Source organism: Pedobacter anseongensis, from assembly GCF_037482965.1.
Classification (GTDB): domain Bacteria; phylum Bacteroidota; class Bacteroidia; order Sphingobacteriales; family Sphingobacteriaceae; genus Pedobacter; species Pedobacter anseongensis.
Genome location: NZ_JBBHKB010000003.1, coordinates 685584 through 702741 on the forward strand (window position 1 = coordinate 685584; position 17158 = coordinate 702741).

At 35.6% G+C, this 17158-nt stretch carries 15 protein-coding genes; 13 read left to right on the forward strand and 2 right to left on the reverse strand.

The features are described from left to right. Positions 1-143 precede the first annotated feature (143 nt). The 8 genes from WG904_RS13770 (at position 144) to WG904_RS13805 (ending at position 11989) form a co-directional block, all read left to right on the forward strand. Entirely contained in the window at positions 144-935 is a 792-nt protein-coding gene (locus tag WG904_RS13770) for a hypothetical protein (protein ID WP_339579903.1), read from the forward strand. Then, a complete protein-coding gene (locus WG904_RS13775; RefSeq protein ID WP_339579904.1) occupies positions 925-2922 on the forward strand; it encodes a helix-hairpin-helix domain-containing protein in 1998 nt (665 codons plus the stop codon). Before WG904_RS13770 ends, WG904_RS13775 begins: the two co-directional genes overlap by 11 nt. Positions 2923-2927: 5 nt before the next feature. Then, complete coding sequence (locus tag WG904_RS13780) at positions 2928-5027, forward strand: ComEC/Rec2 family competence protein (protein ID WP_339579905.1); 2100 nt, start codon at positions 2928-2930, stop codon at positions 5025-5027. Next, the gene (locus tag WG904_RS13785) at positions 5024-5803 is read left to right on the forward strand and encodes an enoyl-CoA hydratase/isomerase family protein (RefSeq protein ID WP_339579906.1); all 780 of its coding nucleotides are present in this window, start codon (positions 5024-5026) and stop codon (positions 5801-5803) included. The genes WG904_RS13780 and WG904_RS13785 overlap by 4 nt, the downstream gene beginning before the upstream one ends. Before the next feature lie 20 nt (positions 5804-5823). Further along, positions 5824-6504, forward strand: a complete 681-nt coding sequence (locus tag WG904_RS13790) for a DUF4412 domain-containing protein (protein WP_339579907.1) — start codon at positions 5824-5826, stop codon at positions 6502-6504. A 222-nt stretch (positions 6505-6726) separates the two neighbouring features. After that, positions 6727-8427, forward strand: coding sequence for an LTA synthase family protein (locus WG904_RS13795; protein ID WP_339579908.1), 1701 nt, complete (start codon positions 6727-6729; stop codon positions 8425-8427). Position 8428: 1 nt separating this feature from the next. Then, positions 8429-10591 (forward strand): S9 family peptidase, encoded by a 2163-nt coding sequence (locus tag WG904_RS13800; protein ID WP_339579909.1) that lies wholly within the window; start codon positions 8429-8431, stop codon positions 10589-10591. A gap of 90 nt (positions 10592-10681) precedes the next feature. Beyond that, complete coding sequence (locus WG904_RS13805; RefSeq protein ID WP_339579910.1) at positions 10682-11989, forward strand: sensor histidine kinase; 1308 nt, start codon at positions 10682-10684, stop codon at positions 11987-11989. Here the strand turns inward: WG904_RS13805 and WG904_RS13810 are convergent. Then, complete coding sequence (locus WG904_RS13810; RefSeq protein WP_339579911.1) at positions 11986-13440, reverse strand: ATP-dependent DNA helicase; 1455 nt, start codon at positions 13438-13440, stop codon at positions 11986-11988. The two genes, WG904_RS13805 and WG904_RS13810, sit on opposite strands and share 4 nt — an antisense overlap. A gap of 53 nt (positions 13441-13493) precedes the next feature. Here WG904_RS13810 and WG904_RS13815 point away from each other — a divergent pair, with 53 nt between their 5' ends. From WG904_RS13815 to coaD, 3 genes are all read left to right on the forward strand, one after another. Further along, a complete protein-coding gene (locus tag WG904_RS13815) occupies positions 13494-14324 on the forward strand; it encodes a DUF3822 family protein (RefSeq protein WP_339579912.1) in 831 nt (276 codons plus the stop codon). Continuing rightward, entirely contained in the window at positions 14315-14854 is a 540-nt protein-coding gene (locus tag WG904_RS13820; RefSeq protein ID WP_339579913.1) for an RsmD family RNA methyltransferase, read from the forward strand. Before WG904_RS13815 ends, WG904_RS13820 begins: the two co-directional genes overlap by 10 nt. A 113-nt stretch (positions 14855-14967) precedes the next feature. Continuing rightward, positions 14968-15429 carry a pantetheine-phosphate adenylyltransferase gene (gene coaD, locus WG904_RS13825; protein WP_339579914.1) on the forward strand — a complete coding sequence of 154 codons (462 nt, stop codon included), beginning with the start codon at positions 14968-14970 and terminating at the stop codon, positions 15427-15429. Positions 15430-15459: 30 nt separating this feature from the next. On the opposite strand, the gene WG904_RS13830 is transcribed toward coaD, so the two are convergent. Next, positions 15460-16071, reverse strand: a complete 612-nt coding sequence (locus tag WG904_RS13830) for an NUDIX hydrolase (protein WP_339579915.1) — start codon at positions 16069-16071, stop codon at positions 15460-15462. Between WG904_RS13830 and pyrE the strand changes: the two genes are divergently transcribed. Together pyrE and WG904_RS13840 are read left to right on the forward strand one after the other, a co-directional pair. Further along, entirely contained in the window at positions 16070-16732 is a 663-nt protein-coding gene (gene pyrE, locus WG904_RS13835; RefSeq protein WP_339579916.1) for an orotate phosphoribosyltransferase, read from the forward strand. The genes WG904_RS13830 and pyrE overlap by 2 nt on opposite strands. A gap of 2 nt (positions 16733-16734) precedes the next feature. Further along, on the forward strand, positions 16735-17133 hold the full coding sequence (locus WG904_RS13840) for an SRPBCC family protein (protein ID WP_339579917.1): 399 nt from the start codon (positions 16735-16737) through the stop codon (positions 17131-17133). Positions 17134-17158 lie beyond the last annotated feature (25 nt).

Here is a 17158-nt window from a genome sequence, read left to right on the forward strand (position 1 = left end):
ACATTTATAAAATTTCGTTATTCTATTAAAAATCATAAATAATAAAATTAATTATAAGTAAATCATTTTTTAATAAAATTTTATTCCATTTTTTCATTTTATTTAAAATATAATTTTGTTTAGTTTTGCCTCATCTTAAGGCTATGAATAAACAATTTTATCTTTTTATGTTATGGATTTTTTGTGTAAATCAATTATTTGCGCAAACAAATCAAGGTTCTAGGCTAACCGCAATGGGCAAAAATGGGGCAGCAGTAAATGATGTCTGGGGAGTGGTTGCAAACCCAGCTGCCATTAGTAAAATAGCAGGTCCTACCATTCAATTAAGCCATCAGGAACATTATTTTTCAAAAGAAATCCGTAATCAAGGTCTTGCATTTGTTCTTCCTATTCGTCGGCAAGCTTTTGGTTTTAACCTACAACGCTATGGCATTCCTGAGTACCAGTCTTTTAACATGGGTATAGTGGCCACAAGACAATTTGGCCCAAAACTAGCTATAGGGCTTAGGGGGAACTATCATCAACTTAAAATAGATCATTATGGCGTAACAAGCGGCCTATCGGTTGATGTGGGTACCATTTATCAATTGTCAACCGAATTATCATTTGGCCTTTACCTCAACAATTTATCAAAACAAAGCTACCGAACTAAGCTTATCTCTACTATAATACCATCAACAGCTTATATAGGCATTGCTTACCGAACGAGCAGTAAGCTTCTGATAGCAAACACAATAAGCAAAAACGATGTAGCATTGGGAATTGATTATCAATTTATTCAAGCCCTCAGTTTACGTGCCGGAATTAGCCTTAATCCCTTCATACATTATTTTGGAATTGGGTTCAGCACAACGAAATTACTTGCAGATTTCTCATTCACCAAACATTCAAATTTCGGCTATTCACCACAATTAACAATCGGTTATGTTTTTTAAAATTTTATTGCTTCTCATCATATTCTCTTTTACTGTTCAGGCACAAGAAGATATCCTCATTAAAGAAATACTCGATGGAATAGTGGATGATTTGCCAGAAGATTTCGATTTTTCTGAGCTAAGCGAACGGCTTATTTTCCTTAAAAACCATCCAATAAACTTAAACCGCACTAAACCTGAAGAATTGAAAAGTATTTTCATACTATCGCCGCTACAAATTGCTAATTTCTTTTCCTACCTATCTTCAAACGGTAAGCTAATCGATGTTCTAGAACTGCAAGCTGTACCTGGATTTGATCAAGCAACTGTTCAAAAATTATTACCATTTGTACATTTAAATGAATCCGATTTAAAAGAAAGAATAACTAGCAAGAATTTAATTCGACACGGTGAAAATGATTTGGTAATTCGATCTGCGAGTACACTTGAAAAACAAAAGGGGTTTGGAGATTTATCGGGAAGTCGATATCTAGGAACTCCCGAAAAACTATTGTTTCGTTATAAATACAATTTCAATTCTCAAGTAGCTTTCTCCCTTGTTATGGAAAAAGATGCCGGTGAGAAATTAGCCATCCCAGCCGATTTTACTTCAGTAAATCTTACCGTAAATGATATAGGAAGCATTAAGAAACTAAGTATTGGCGACTATAGCTTGCAATTTGGACAGGGCTTAACCTTATGGTCAGGTTTTGGTTTTGGTAAAGGTCCAGATGTAACCAGTATCGCAAAAAAGGATGATGGTTTAAAAGCCTATTCTTCAGCAAACGAATATTCGTTTCTAAGAGGGATAGGTACTAAAATTGGTTTATCAAAAAAAATAGATCTTACTACTTTTTGGTCACTAAGGAAGCAGGACGCCACGGTAACGAATGATCAATTAACTACACTTAATGAAACAGGTTATCATCGAACACAAAATGAGCTAAATAACAGCAATGCGGTAAGGCAAAATCTATACGGTGCTGTTTTGGAGTATCATAAAAATTCATTTAATATTGGGATTATTGGTTATAGATCGTATTATAACAAAACATTTATCGCAAATACCCAGCCCTATAAATTATATGATTTTACTGGCCACAATTTAACCAATTTAGGCCTTCACTATAATTATGCAGTAAAAAACACTTACTTTTTCGGGGAAATCGCAAAGAGTTTTGAGGGCGGAATAGCATTTATAAATGGTATTTTGATTAGTCTTTCGAATCGTGTTTCGGCTGTTTTTTCACATCGCAACTACAAAACAACCTATTATAATTTCTTTAATCAGGTTAGCGCGGAGGCGGGCGGAGCAAACGAAAAAGGTTTTTATGCAGGTTTAAACATTTCACCCTCAAAAAAATGGATGCTGTCGGTGTATGCCGACTACTTTAAATTTCCATGGTTAAAATTCAGGATAGACGCACCTTCGCAAGGCTATGAACTTCTATCACAATTGGTCTTTACCCCATCTAAAAGCTTCAAAGCAAGCGCTCGGTATAAATCTGAATTAAAACAGCAAAATACAGACTTGGAAGTTCCTATTAACTACTTGGAAAATGTAAAAAAACAATCGTTTAGAGCAGATGTAAATTGGAAATTAAGTAAGACAATAGCCCTCCAAAATAGAATTGAGATAGTTAATTACCAAAAAGGTACTGCGAAAAATGAATATGGCTACATGGTTTATCAAGATTTTGCAGTTGCTCCTATTCGTTCTAAACTATCGGCTAACTTTAGGTTTGGCTATTTCAACACGGCCTCCTATAACAGCAGAATTTATGCGTATGAAGATGATATATTGTACAACTTTAGTTTTGGGATGTATAATGGAAATGGAATTAGAAATTATGCAAACCTTAAATATAAAGTAGTTAAGAATGTCGACCTATGGTTACGTTATGCTGTATTTTATTATAAAAATTTAGAGCAGATTGGCTCGGGTTTAGATGAAATTAATGGGAATAAAAAATCAGAAATTAAAGCTCAGTTAAGATTTCAATTCTAATTAACATGATAATTAGTGCTGAAATCATATTTGTAAGAATACTTATTCCATTACTACTGGGTATCTTCTTCTTTTACAATTTTGAAACCAAATTTCACCTTCAATTAAGCACATTTTTTACTGCTTTCATAGCCACATCGCTATTAGGAATTAATCTTTTATATAAATCCATAGCTGCATATCGATTTAAATACGTTACAGGAGGTTTATTTGCACTATTATTCTTCTTTTTTGGTGGATGGATAAACTTATTATGCAAAGATACTTTAAAGTCTAACTATTTCGGGAACCAAAGCTATGATCAACTAAAAATATGGGTAAACGATGAGCCTCAAATCGGTAATGGCACAATTCGATTTACCGCCAACATTACTACACTTTATAAAGATCAAACCGGTAAAAATGCACAAGGTAAATTACTCATCAACATCAAAACCGATTCATTATACAGAAACGTGTATAAGTATGGCGACGAACTAATTATTTCTGCGGAATGTACCCCCATACAGCCTCCTTTCAATCCCGGAGAATTTGATTTTAAAGCTTGGCTTGCTTTAAAAAATGTACATCATCAAGCTTTTGTCTCACAAAAGAATGTAATAAAAACAGGGGTTAACAAAGGAAATCCCCTCCTAAAATACGCATTAACCTTAAGAAAAAGTCAAGTCGATATCTATGAAAGAATTATAAAAGATAAAGAGGCATTTGCTGTAGCATCGACCTTAATTTTAGGGTATCGGGCCGATCTAAGTAATGAAACATTATCTTCCTATAGTAAAACTGGAACCATCCATGCTTTATCTGTTTCTGGAATGCATGTAGGCATTATTTATATCGTCTTAAATTGGCTACTCAGATTCCTCGATAAAAAGCGAAGCTTGAGAATTCTTAAAATAATTCTGATTTGCTCATTAATATGGTTCTATTCGTTATTAACTGGGTTTTCGCCCTCTATACTCCGTTCAGCCATTATGCTAACGGTTTATATTTTAGCAAAATCGTTCAATAAGCACACTAATGGATATAATATTTTAGCTTTCACCGCCTTCTGTATGCTCATTTGCAATCCGTTCTTGATTTGGGATGTGGGCTTTCAACTTTCATTTTTAGCAGTTTTGGGCTTGATTTATTTGTATCCTAAAATCTATAAATGGTTTTATTTTAAGCAACGCTGGATCGATTGGATATGGTCGTCTATTGCTTTAAGTGTGGCAGCTCAAATTGCCACATTTCCGTTAAGTATTTATTATTTCCATCAATTCCCTCTCTACTTTATTTTTAGCAATTTGTTTATTCTACTGCCTATAACGCTGTTAATGTACCTTGGAATAAGCATACTCTTATTTAAATTACATTTCTTAGCCCCGATATTCCAGTGGCTAATTATTTTTATGAATAATGGTTTAAAGTGGATTGCTAACTTACCATTTTCGGGAATTAATCAAATTTGGATCGATAAAATCCAATTATCGCTCTTAACGTTAGCCCTCATTTTGAGCCTACTAGCATTAACGAGCTACAAGAAACTAGCCCTTTTATCGTCTTTCTCGCTTCTTTTTATCTTCCAACTTTCAGTAAGCTTACAAACCATAAAAATTAAAAAACAGCGAAAAATTCTCTTTTTTAGTCTGCATAAAGGATATGCAGCTGCATTTATTAACGCACAGCATGCAGTTTTACTGAGCAATCTTAACCATACTGATAAAAATTTTCAATTCTATCTACAACCTGCACTAAATCAGCTCCACATCACAGAAATTCAATTTGTAAAATGGGAAATAGACACCAATTTTAAATTTTTCACAAAAAAGAACCATCAAATCAATTTCTTCGGATATAACATTCTATTGCTGGATAGTTACTTCAATCGTAAAATCATAAATAAAATACCTATTTTCAACATGGTTTGGTTACACCGAAATCCTAAATTCCAACTGCAAAAGTTGAGGAACCAGGTGCTCTTCGAAACGCTAGTAATCGATGCGACTAATTATGAAAATAACCTTAAAACATATATAGTAGAAGCAAATAAATTTCACATCCAATCTTATGTTTTAAAAAAAAATAAAGCATATTTGATTGATTTAAACCATCCACCCAAATGAGCGAATCGATTGTTTTATACGAAGTAGCAGACAGAATTGCTACAATAACGCTAAACCGCCCCGAGAAAAGAAATGCGTTAAATCCCACATTGGTTACGCGCTTAACTGAATTTTTAAATAAGGCGGGTAAAAGTAATGAGGTAAAAGTTATTATTTTAAAAGCCAATGGCCAAACGTTCAGCGCTGGAGCAGATTTAGCCTACCTTCAGCAATTACAGCAAAACAGCTACGAAGAAAATTTAGCTGATTCTGATCAACTGAAAACACTTTTCACCACACTATTAACATTACCTAAGGTAGTAATTGCCCAAGTAGAGGGCCATGCCATAGCTGGTGGATGCGGTTTAGCCACAGCATGCGATGTAATTTTTTCCGTTCCCGAAGCCAATTTTGGGTACACAGAAGTTAAACTTGGCTTCGTACCCGCAATTGTTTCTTGCTTGCTGATGCGCAAAACTAGCGAAACTATTGCTAAACGTATATTATTAACTGGCGAATTATTCTCTGCAGAAACTGCGCTAAGCTATAATTTAATTACTTTTGTAACAAAACGAGAAGAAATTGCTCAAAATGTACGTGAGTTTGCTTTAGCAATGTGTAATAATAGCTCAAGTAACGCATTAAAAGTAACCAAACAATTGATTAATGAAACTACTTATGCAGGGCTCGAAGAAAGCCTAGCAAAAGCAGTTCAAATTAATGCAAAAGTGAGGGAAAGTGAGGATTTTAAAAAAGGAATTGCCTCCTTCCTTAATAAGGAAAAAATTAACTGGTAAATTATCTAAAAAAACTAAATATGTTTAAATCTATCAAAACTGGCGTAATCGCCGCAATTTTAATTAGCACAACAATTGTTGCGTATGCACAAAAGAAATTAACTGAAGGTGCATTAACGTATACCGCTACGTATGATCCTACTTCCGAGCAAGAAGCGATGGTAGCCCAAATGCCAAAAGAAACCAAAACAAAATTCAATGGCAACCTTCTAACCACATCTTTTGAATCTGGACCAGCAACCATTAAGGTTATAATGGATTTTTCTACCCAAAACAACTTAGTCTTAATTGATGTCCCTATCGCTCAAATGCAATTTGCGGTAAAAGGAGATAAAGCCAGTATGGAAAAGGATAAAGCAGATAACCCAAAGCTCAGTGATTTTAAAGCAACTGGAGAAAAGCAAACAATTAACGGTTACAATACTGAGAAATATACGTACAAAGATAGCAAAGGTGCATCATACGAATTATGGGCAACCAATGATATCGAGTTGCCAGCAGGCTTCTTTGGCCCAGAGTTTAAGGATGTAAAAGGAGTATTGGTTAAATACACTAATTTTATGCAAGGCGGGCTTAAAGCAACTTTAACCCTTAAAAGCGTTTCTGATGAGAAAGTGGGTGCATTATCGTTAGAAGTGCCAAAAGGATACGATCTTAAAACAATGGAAGAAATCCGGGCCATGCAAGGTGGCGGCGAATAAGCACTAAGAAATAACACATCAGGCTTTTATCATGGCTTTTTTATAAATTAGCGGCCAATGTTTAAAAGCCTGATTTTTTTTGTCCGATTTTTTGCGTTTTGGCTGCTGTTTTTTCTAATAGATCGCCTCGTTTTCCTATTTATCTTTCATCAAAAACTTAGAGAAATCCGCTTCAGTGAACTTGCATTAACACTTTACCACGGTTTAAGGCTAGATGTATCCATGACTGGCTATCTATGCATCATTCCGCTAATGGTCTTCCTTTTCTGGTTTTTAAGCAAGAAGCGAAGGGTTTCGTTTAAGTGGATCTCGTTATACGATAAAACCTTTATTATCATCTTCAGCATTTTAGCAGTAATTAATTTTAACATCTACCGCGAATGGGGAAGTAAAGTAAATGAACGTGCCTTTGGTTTTTTAATTGACACACCTAATGAAGCCTTAGCCTCTAGCGCTTCATCCCCTATCTTGCTCAGTATAGCTGTACTTCTAGGCCTTATCGGAGCTGCATTTTATTTTCATGATAAAATCTTAAAAACAGAGTTTAGGCTAAAAAAATCCCCTATTTGGGTAAAAATAGTAATTTCAATCCTTCTAATTGGTTTTAATTTTCTTGGTATTAGAGGAGGAACGGGTGTTGCTCCCAATAATCAAAGCATGGCCTATTTTAGCAACCACCCCATCTTAAATCACGCCGCTGTTAATACCGAATGGAATTTATTATCAAGTGTACTTGCTTCAAAAAAAACGAATAAAAATCCATATCAATATTTTAACTCAATCACAGCGGCTCAAAATGTTGCTAATTTATATCAGACTAAAAAAGATACTTCAATTAACATTTTAACTTCCAAAACCCCAAATGTCATTGTTTTTATCTTGGAAAGCTTTACCGCAAACCTCACCAAAACATTAGGGAACGAAACCGGAATTACTCCGAAATTCGATAGCCTAATTAACCATGGTTTCTTATTCAGTAAGATTTATGCCGCAGGAAACCGTACCGATAAAGGTCTCATTGGTAGCTTAACCGGTTTCCCAACCCTTGGAACGGGTAGCATCGTAAAATGGCCCGAAAAAATGCAGAAAATAACTGCTATAAGTCAAAAATTTGATCAAAAAAAATATCACACCTCTTTTTTTTATGGCGGCGAATCAGAATTTGATAATTATAAGGCATTTATTTTAGGCCATGGTTATCAAAAATTAATCGATAAAAACAGCTTCGATACAAAAGATATGAACTCAAAATGGGGTGCGTACGACGACTTCGTCTTTAATAAACAATTAGCAGCAATGAATGAGACTAAACAACCCTTCTTTTCTACTATTTTATCATTAACCAACCACGAACCTTTCGAATTGCCAACAGCCTATAAATTTGGTCAATCAAATACACTAAATCGCTTTAAAAGCACAGCCTATTACACAGATTCTTGCATTAATGCCTATTTAAACCGTGCAAAAAAACAGCCCTGGTACAAAAACACGTTATTTATATTTATAGCCGACCATGGCCACATTTACCCAAAGAACAAATACGATGTTTTTATGCCCGAAAGGTACCATATTCCACTTTTATTCTATGGCGACGTAATCAAAGAAGAATATAGAGGTAAAAAATCCGTTATTATAGGTAGCCAGCAAGATTTAGCAGCCACTCTGCTGGCCCAGTTAAACATCCCCACTAAAGAATTCCCATGGAGTAAAAATCTACTTAACCCCTATACCAAAGCATTTGCTTTTTTTAGCTGGGATAATGGCTTAGGCTTTATCGATCCAAATCAATGTGTTACCTTTGATAATGTTGGAAAAAAAATTTTATACCAAACTCATGCAAAAAATGAAGCAGCTACAAAAATTAATCTCATTTTTGGAAAATCATACCTGCAAACCGCTTATCAACAATTTATAAAACTATAAAATGAACGTGAACAAACTTATCATTGCAATTGCCGTCCTTCTATTTACCACTGCAAGTTATGCACAGCGAGGTGGTGTAAACTGGACAAAAGAAGGAAACGCCTACTATCAAAATGTGGGTGGGGAAATCATAACCGTAACCTTACCAAAAAATGAGCGTAAAACCGTCATCAGCCGTTCGTTACTTACACCACCAAATGGAAGTCCCCTTGCTGTACGTAGTTTTCAGCTAACAGAAGACGGTACAAAGGCCTTAATTTACACCAATACCAAACGAGTTTGGCGGCAAGATAGTCGTGGCGACTATTGGGTTGCCGATATCAGTAAGAACACATTAACTAAAATTGGCAAAGACAAACCTGCATCTTCGTTAATGTTCGCAAAATTTTCGCCAGATGGCAGCAAAGTGGGGTACGTTAGTGGGCATAACATTTATGTTGAAGATTTAGCTACTAATACGACAAAAGCATTAACCTCTGATGGAACCAGTAGGATGATTAACGGAACATTCGATTGGGCATACGAAGAAGAATTTAATTGTTTAGACGGATTTAAATGGAGTCCTGATGGTAAGTCAATCGCCTATTGGCAAATCGATGCAACCAAAATCAAAAACTTTTTGATGATAAACAACACCGATTCCATCTATTCATTTAACGTTCCTGTCGAATATCCAAAAGTTGGCCAAGATCCTTCTTCGTGCAAAATTGGGGTGGTAGATGTTGAAACTGCCAAAACAACATGGCTTGCCGTACCCGGCGATAACATACAACACTACATTCCTCGAATGGAATGGATTCCGAACACTAATGAAGTAATCTTGCAACAATTAAATCGTGAACAGAACGAAAGTAAAATATTTATTGCCAGTCTTACTTCAGGTACCGTTACCGAAATTTACAAAGAAAACGATAAAGCGTGGATCGACCCTCTCGACGGTTTTACATGGTTAAATGGCAATAAGGAGTTCATACTAGAGAGCGAAAAAGATGGTTGGAGACATTTGTACAGAGTGAGTAAAGACGGCAAAAAGCAAACGTTAATTAACAATGGCCCTTATGATATTATAAGTGTTAATTTAATTGATGAGAAAAACAACCTTGTTTACTTTATGGCATCGCCAACAAATGCTACTCAAAAATACTTATATAAAACTCGATTAGACGGCAAAGGTAAATTGCAAATGGTAACGCCATCGGTTTTACCTGGAACACACAGTTATTCCATCTCGCCAAATGGATTATTTGCCAGTCACAGTTACAATAGTTCTGTGGTGAGTCCGGTAAACGAATGGATGAATTTTGTAACCTTAAATCCATTAACCATGGAGGGAAGTATTACAAATCAACTCGCTAAACAACAAGCACCAAAAAATAAAGTCGAATTCTTTAAAGTTAAAACTGAAGATGGCGTAGAAATGGATGGTTGGATGAAAAAACCAGACAATTTCGATGCGACTAAAAAATACCCTGTTGTGTTCTATGTCTATGGCGAACCCGCTTCTCAAACAGCTGCTGATGTATTTGGTGCGGGAAGAAATAGTTTATATGCTGGTGATATGGCTAAAGATGGATACATCTACATTTCGATGGATAATCGTGGTGCGCCAGTTCCGAAGGGAGCTGCATGGCGAAAAAGCATTTATAAAAACATTGGAGTAATCAATATCCGTGATCAGGCCATGGCTACTAAGAAGTTGCTAGAAACTTATTCGTTTATGGATAAAGATCGTGTTGCAGTGCATGGTTGGAGCGGTGGGGGTTCATCAACGCTTAATCTATTATTCCAATATCCAGAAATCTATAAAACAGGCATTGCAGTGGCGGCAGTGGCCAATCAGCTTACGTACGACAATATTTATCAAGAACGTTACATGGGCACACCATTTCCAAGCACAGAAGCCTATGTAAAAGGTTCGCCAATTACGTATGCAAAGAATTTAGTTGGCAATTTATTATATATCCATGGTACTGGAGACGACAATGTTCATTACCAAAATGCGGAAATGTTGATCAATGAGCTAATTAAAAACAAAAAAGTATTTCAAATGATGAGTTACCCGAACCGTACGCACGGAATTTCTGAAGGTGCTGGAACAAGGGAGCATTTATCACTCATCTACACAAAATTTTTAAAAGAAAACTGCCCTCCAGGAGCAAGATAAAAATGATAAAAACCGCAATTCCAACATTGTTACAATTAATTTGTACAAGTTGGGATTGTTTTGTTATTTTTAAAATCTAAACGTTTTCTTTTGGTTACGCTATTCAATTATAAAACTCCAACAAAATTTTCCGCAGCTTTTAAGGAATTTTATACGATTGCCAATTTAAGGCAAGTGCGATTGTTAAGTGCCGTATTTTTTATCATTTCTATTATATTTAGGGCTTTATATTTTATTTATTACGATGAAATCATAAAAGTTCCAAATTATCTAATCTATTCTAACACGAATTGGGTGCAGATGAGCGGTACTTTTTTCCTTTTAACAGCAAGTAGCGTTACGTTAAAGTGGTATTCAGATCACACCGCACTTAAAAAATCATTAACCATTCTATTTGTTGCCCTTTTACTGTTAACCACATTTAGTGCAACGTATGGTGCATCCATGGGAAATGCTAAAAACACGTTAACCTTGTTTTTTGTTGGTATTGCTACGGTTAGTCTATTTTTCGCACTTGAGTATATCGAAATTACCCTGATATCCACTTCTATTACGCTAATTTTCTGGCTAACGCTTACCACTGCTAAAATCAGTTTTGAGGATAAAATGTTAAACTTCTTTATGGGGGCTATTTTAGGCTTTATCCTTTTTTGCTTTTCGAGATATAGCTATTTCTTTAAGTCGCAACACTTCGTAAGATTAAAACAATTAGAAGAAAAAAACCTTGAGATCGAAAAGCTTCATACCCAACAAGGAGAAATTTTGGGATTTGTAGCACACGATTTAAGAAACCCTTTAGATAACATTGAGGCCTTAAGCACACTATTACACGAGGATACTCCAAAAGAAGAGCTTGTCTTGATCTTAAAATCTTCACAACAAGCTAAAAACATCATTAACGACTTAATAGAAGCCGTTAAAACAGACAGAACGAAGCTCGATACCCAATCCTTAAACCTAAATACTTTTGTAACATCGACTGTTGAAAAATGGAGAACTAATACCAAGCGCAATCTTATTCTCGATGTAGAAGGGCAAAAAATTCTTGCGTATGCGAATGCGTCAAAACTAGAGCGCGTGTTAGATAATCTAATTAGTAATGCCATTAAATTTTCGTCTGAGGATAAAAAAATAAGCATAAGTTTGAGAAAAATTGCCAAACGAATAGAGATTAAGGTTAAGGACGATGGTATAGGCATTCCGAAAGAACTAATCGCTTATATTTTTCAACAATTTTCTCAGGCAGGAAGAAGTGGCTTACACGGCGAGAAATCTATTGGTTTAGGATTGCATATTTCTCAAAAAATAATGCATCAACATGGCGGTGAATTATTTGTAGAGAGCGAGGAAAATAAAGGGACTACCTTTACTGCGCAATTCCCGCTCAATAAATTCTAAAAATCCTCTCCCTTACTCGTACTCGAAAATAGATTTTGAGCAAAGTTGACTAAAAAAAGCTCCTTTTTTGCTCGAGTTACTGCCGTATAGAGCCACCTTAAAAAGTCGAGGCCGATCATCTCTTCAGTTAAGTAACCTTGATCAACAAAAACAGCATCCCATTGTCCACCCTGGGCTTTGTGGCAAGTAACGGCATAGGCAAATTTAATCTGTAGCGCATTATAATAAGGATCTTCCTTGATGGCTAACATACGCTCACGCTTGTTCGAAAGGTGTTCATAATCTTGCAATAAACCATCAAATAGCTGTTTGCTTTGTAAGGTTGATAAATTTGGCGTTTCGGCCTGCAAAGTATCCAATATTACTTTACAAGTGACGGTGCCTACCTCTGGAAAATCAAGAAAGTCTAAATTCACCTCGGCAAATCGTAAACCATAACGCTCTTCTTCTCTTCGAACTCTCACTACCTTAGCCATATCGCCATTGGCAATAAAAGCCGCTTCTTGATTCTCGGGGAGCCAAAAATAATTATTGCGCACCACCATAATCTGATCGCCGCCACATAATTCTTCATCTCGATACAAAAGCCTCGAACGAATTTGATTATTGTAAATATTAGCCGATTTATTCGATCTGCATACCATGAGTACATTTTCAATCCCAAATTTGCGATAGGCATATTCCAATCCTTCAACCAATTTTGCACCGGTCATGCTAAATAAATCGACATATCCTTTCGATTTAAACTGAGGTAAATTAATTGAATTTTCATCGTATTGGTTAATTAATTTCCGCAACATGGTTGCATTGGATAAAATACCAGATTTTTTCTCCTGCCGAACCACCTCTATAAGTTCGACCGCGGTTACCTGTAAGTTAAAATTCGCCTGAAGGTATTTTTCGTTTAACGCAGGGCTTTCTATGCTTCCTACGGGTGGTAACTGGGCAATATCACCAACAAATAACACCGTGCAATTTTTATCTTTCCCTGTTGGAGAGGGCTGATACACAAATTGAATAATATCTTTAAGAAAAGATGACCCACTTTGTTGATTCCATTCATCAGCAATCATCGAAGCCTCATCCACAATAAAAAGGGTGTGTTCTACCAAATTAGGTGCCAACTGAAAGGCCATTTCGAGCGAAACTGCTGATCGTTTACGATAAATTTTTTTATGTATAGTTAATGCCCTTTTACCTGTATAGTTACTAATTACTTTTGCTGCTCTTCCAGTAGGCGCCATTAATACTACATTGAGTTTAAAATAAGGTAGCGCTTTTACCAGTGCCGCAACAGAAGTGGTTTTACCTGTACCTGCATATCCCCTCAACACAAAACAACGATTTTCTTGCTTTTGAGTTAAAAAAAGAGCGACTTTTTCACAAAACATCAGTTGTTCTTGAGTTGGCCGAAAGGGGTAACTTTGTGCAATTAAACTGGCTTTATCCATTTAGCAAAGATGCAATGGTAATGTTAGAGAAAAAAGAATTATTTTTGTAAAACATGAACACTCAAAACAGTATCCTTTTAATTGATCCATCATTCGACCTAAGCAATTCGGCAAACTGTAGTTTATTGGTGAGAGTAGGAATTGATAGTTTTTCGTATGCCATTTTAGATAAAGAAAGTAATACAGTTAGTGCTGTGTTTGATGAGCAAGAATGTAGTGAGGTCGTAAACAAATTAAGTGAACGCTTAAAAAATGATCCCTATTTAGGGCTAACGTTTAACGAGATTAAACTTGCTATATATACCGAAAATAATGTTTCTGTTCCGAATTCGCTATTTATAGGTGATGATCTGAAATTGAATACAACTTTTTTTAGTGAACCTCATTCCGAAAATATATATACTACGGCACATCCTAATTTTGGCTTTACTTCGGTATTCTCCTTTTCAAAAATGACCGATGAGATTATTCATCGATCTTTTTTAAACAGCAAAAAGTACCAGCCGCATGTTGCATTATTAAAGCTCGCAGAAAATAGTGCAGATACTTCTTTACTGGTCGATTTTACCGCTGGCGCTATGTATGTACTCTACTTGAAGCAAAAACAGGTAATTTTTCAACACGACTATGAAATAGAAAATGCAGAGGAGTTTAATTATTATTTATTATTGATGATCAATCAATTCGGTATTAATTTAAATGATACAGAAGTTTATTTAAGTGGTATTATTCATAAAAATGATGATAAATATATCCGCTTAACCAACTATTTCAACAGCACTCAATTTCTAGATTGTGCTGATTTTAATCTCAATATGCAAATTTTGGAAGATATGCCATCCCATTATTACACCACCTTATTAACATTAAATCAATGCGTATAATAGGGGGCAAATTAAAAGGCAAACAATTCAATGCTCCTGCTAGATTGCCGGTTAGACCCACAACGGATATGGCAAAAGAAGCGTTATTTAATATTCTCTACAATACCTACGAATTTGATCAATGCAATGTGCTCGACTTATTTAGTGGTACCGGGAGTATTAGTATCGAATTTGCTTCGAGAGGGATTAAGCACGTAACTTCGGTTGATAAGCACCCAGGATGTGTACAGTGGCTTAAATCAACAGCAGACCAGTATGGTTTAAAAGAAATTGATGCCCAGAAAGCAGATACTTTTAAGTTTTTAGCGCAAGACACCAACCAATATCAGATTATTTTTGCTGATCCACCTTACGATTTGCCAAACGTCCCATTAATTCCACAGTTGGTGATGAAGAATGGTTTACTATCAGATAATGGCACCTTAATCGTAGAACATCCACCTATGCTGAAATTAAATCAACTCCCTGGTTTTACCGAAATGAGAAAATATGGAAATTCGTCTTTTAGTTTTTTTGAGAAAATAAGTTAATATTAAGAAATTTAGAGACATTAAGGCTTCATTTTTTTAATACCTTCATGTTTTAGATATGAAGAGCGTATAGCCCCAATTTTACATCTCCCATAATATCAGTATCTTTGAATATGAAGATTGCATTATTTCCTGGCTCTTTCGACCCTATTACCATCGCACATGTTGATATCGTAAACCGAGCATTGCCATTATTTGATAAAATAGTGATGGGCATTGGGTTAAACAGCTCGAAACAAGGCTTTCTTTCTGCCGAGAAGCGCGAAGAAATGGTAAAAACTATTTTCGCAGAAAACCCTAAAGTTGAAGTGCAAATGTATGAAGGTTTAACCGTCGATTTTTGCCGAAAAATAACCGCCAAATATATGGTAAGAGGTATTCGTTCGGCATCCGATTTTGAATACGAACGTGCAATTGCACAGATTAATCAAACCATGATGCCGGAAGTAGAAACCATTCTTTTACTCAGCAAACCCGAGTATTCTGCAATAAGCTCTACTATTGTTAGAGATATTTTAAGAAATAATGGAAATGTAAGTCCATTTGTACCAAAACAAGCATTACGATTTTTGTAATCTACCTGAAGAAACCAAAAAGCCAAACCGCTAAAACAAATTTCTCGTTTTTAGCACTTCTAAAATTAACGGATAGGTATTCTTAATTTTATTTTTAATCCCCGTTTCGCTTACCCATGACGCCGTTGTAATTCCTTCCTCCTTTTGAGGAATTAATTTAGGCTTACCTTTAACTTCCATCTTATACCAACTTGTGCTTTTAAGCATCACTTTTGCATTTAATTCATAGATATGGTAAGTTTTGCATAAGCGTTTTCCTCTTTTCTCTATTTTAACCCCACACTCCTCTTCTACTTCTCGTACAGCTGCTACCTTAACTTTCTCCCCTTTCTCAACTTTCCCCTTAGGCAAATCCCACTTTTTATTTCTAAAAATGAATAAATATTCGCCTTTGGCATTTTCTACTAGTCCACCCCCTGCTTTTATAAGTGTACACTTCTTTTTAATGGCTTTAAATAGCATTTTAGGGCTTTGGTGCTCCAAAATGTAGTTCTTTTTAGCGCCCTTGACAAGGTTTTTATAAAATGTTGGAAAATCAAAATTCTCTGTATCAAGCGGTTGTGTTTTTTCTAATTGTTTAGGTGGGTGTTCTCCTATAAACAACGTGTTATCGTTGATATAAATTCTGTATTTTTGGGCCATGTATAATAAAAGTGATATTGAATTAAAGGTAGCTGAATTTTTATTACAAATTAAAGCAATTAAATTACAACCTACTAATCCATTTACCTGGGCTTCGGGCTGGAAATCTCCCATTTATTGTGATAATCGCATTACATTGTCTCATCCATCCGTTAGAACCTATATTCGCCAAAAATTATCGCAGCTTATTCAAGAAGAATATGGCGCAGTTGATGTAATTGCAGGAGTAGCAACTGCTGGAATTCCTCAAGGTGCTTTAGTAGCGCAAGAATTGGGTTTGCCCTTTATTTATGTAAGAGCTAAAGCTAAAGAACACGGTACTGGAAGCTTAATAGAAGGCGAGATTATCGAGGGCCAACGAGTGGTGGTAATTGAAGACTTAATATCTACCGGAAAAAGTAGCTTACAAGCCGTTGATGCCTTGCGTGCAGCCGGTTTATCCGTAGCGGGCTTAGTAGCGATTTTTACATATGGCTTTGATCAAGCAGACGAGAATTTTGCAAGCGCAAAATGTAGATATTCGACCTTATCAAATTATCCTGCGTTAATTAAATATGCTGCAGAGCATAGCTTCATCGCTCAAAACGACATAGATTTATTGAACAAATGGCGTCAAAACCCTTCAGAATGGGGTAGAGAAGTAACGCAAATAACATCATAAGCATGACCATTATAGAAAGTACGGTTGAGGTAAATTTACCAATCGAAAAAGTGTATGCATTTCTTTCAGATTTGAACAATCACCAACAGTTAATGCCCGAAAATATTTATAATTGGTCGTCTACCACGGATGAAGCCAGTTTTACCATTCAAAATATGGCTAAACTAGCAATTAAAATCTCAAACCGTATCGAAAATCAAGAATTAACTGCTATTCCTACTGAAAAACCGCCTTTTGATGTAGAATTAAAGTGGACAGTTGCCGCAAATGAAAACAATTCTACAACGGCTAAACATATTATCTCGGCAGATTTAAATATGATGATGAAAATGTTAGCAACCGGGCCTCTTCAAAAATTGGCTGATTATCAAACACAAAAACTAAAAGAAATTTTAGGATAAGTTGGGCTTGTTTTAATACCTTAGT